Below are 1,945 nucleotides of genomic sequence, written 5' to 3' on the forward strand. Positions count from 1 at the left end.
CGCCCCGCACGCGTGCTCTCCCCCCCCCGCCCGCGCGCCCCGCCCCCCCCCGGCACCCCCCGCCCGCCCCCCGACCAGCGGACCGAGGACGGCGAGGGGGCGCCCGTCCTCGTCTCCAGCGGTGAGCCCGAACTCGACTCCCTGGAGCGCCTGTTCACCGACGCCCTGGCCAACGGCAAGGTGCCCGAGGCCCAGCGCATGCTCGCCACCGTCGCCGCCCTGCGGCCCACCTTCGAGGCGACCGCCGAACTGGAGGACCTGCCCTGGGCGACCCGCCTCGCCGAGGGGCCCCGCCCGACCCGGCTGATCTGCGTCAGCGCGCCGACGGCCAACGCGGGCGTGCACCAGTACTCCCGGCTCGCCGCCCACTTCCGCGGCGAGCGCGAGGTGTCGGCGCTCCCGCTGGTCGGCTTCGCCACCGGCGAGCGGCTGCCCGCCACCCCCGAGGTCGCCACCCGGGTGATCGCCGAGAGCGCCCTGCGCGCCAGCGACGGCCACCCGTTCGTCCTCGCCGGCCACTCCTCCGGCGGCTCCTTCGCCTACGCCGCGGCCGGCCTGCTGGAGCACACGTGGGGCATCCGCCCGGCGGGCGTCGTCCTCTTCGACACGCTGAGCTTCCAGCACAACGCCGACGAGGGCACCGACTACACCGGCATGATGCGGCTCAACTTCACCGGCGCCGACTCGCCGGTGCGGCTGACCAACTCCCGCCTGTCCGCCATGGGCCGCTGGATGGTCCTCCTCAACCGCCTGGAGGTCCACCACACCACGGCCCCCGTCCTGCTCGTCACCTGCGACCGCGCCCTGACCGGCGTCGACGAGGCCCCCATCGAGCAGCGCGCCCAGGCCGAACCCCTCGTGCCGGGCGCCCAGGTGCGCGGCGTCGCCGCCGACCACCTGTCGATGATCCGCGAGGACTCGGCCCTCACCGCCGAGATCGTCGAGGAGTGGCTGCGCGGCCAGGAGTAGCGGCCGGGAGCAGCCGCAGGACGGACGGGCGTGCCGGGCACCTTCGGGTGCCGGGCACGCCCGTCCGCGCTTCGTGCTCCGGTGCCGTGGCTCTAGGGAAAACCGGGGCCGTCCGTGGCGAGACTGGGCGGGCGACGGGTCGGACCCGACGTCGGGAGTTCGCGCGCGGCGCCGGACCGGGCGTCCGGCAGGGTCTTTCCCGCGCGGCGTTCCCTGGCAGATCCCCGGAGAGGTTGACGTCCCGATGTCGAACGAAGACAATCTCCGCGACTACCTGAAGCGGGCGATCGCGGACCTCCACGAGACCCGCGAGCAGCTCCGCGAGGCGACCGAGCAGCACCGGGAGCCGATCGCCGTGGTCGGCATGGCCTGCCGGCTGCCCGGCGGGGTCGCCTCCCCGGAGGAGCTGTGGGACCTGGTGCGCGACGGCGTCGACGCCGTCTCCGCCTTCCCCGCCGACCGCGGCTGGGACCTCCCCGAGGGCGCCGTCACCTCCCGCGAGAGCGGATTCCTGCACGACGCTGGCGAGTTCGACGCCGGGTTCTTCGGCATCTCCCCGCGCGAGGCCCTGGCCATGGACCCCCAGCAGCGGATCCTGCTGGAGACCGCCTGGGAGGCCGTCGAACGGGCCGGCATCGACCCCGGGACGCTCACCGGGACGCAGACCGGCGTGTTCGTCGGCACCGGGCACGGCGGCTACGACAGCGCCTCCACCGCCGGCGGCCAGGTCGCCGAGACCGCCGCCGGGCACCTGCTGACCGGCAACACCGTCAGCGTCGCCTCCGGCCGCATCTCCTACGTCCTCGGCCTCGAAGGCCCGGCCATCACCGTCGACACCGCCTGCTCCTCCTCGCTGGTCGCCCTGCACCTCGCCGTCCAGTCGCTGCGCCGCGGCGAGTTCGCGCTGGGGCGGGCGGGCGGCGTTTGGGGGTTGTAGATCCCGCCTATGTTAAACGAGTTCTCCCGGCAGGGCGGG

General features: G+C 75.1%; 1 protein-coding gene and 1 pseudogene. Both read left to right on the forward strand.

Annotated elements, in window-relative coordinates:
• Positions 1 to 969, forward strand: a 969-nt coding sequence (locus tag ACFV4F_RS43195) for a thioesterase domain-containing protein (RefSeq protein WP_380511509.1), incomplete at its 5' end; no start/stop codon positions are given.
• 244 nt (positions 970 to 1,213) lie between these two features.
• Positions 1,214 to 1,903, forward strand: a pseudogene (locus ACFV4F_RS43200) (beta-ketoacyl synthase N-terminal-like domain-containing protein); the annotation flags it as partial.
• Positions 1,904 to 1,945 lie beyond the last annotated feature (42 nt).

The sequence above is a fragment of the Kitasatospora sp. NPDC059722 genome (assembly GCF_042733235.1).
Taxonomy (GTDB): domain Bacteria; phylum Actinomycetota; class Actinomycetes; order Streptomycetales; family Streptomycetaceae; genus Kitasatospora.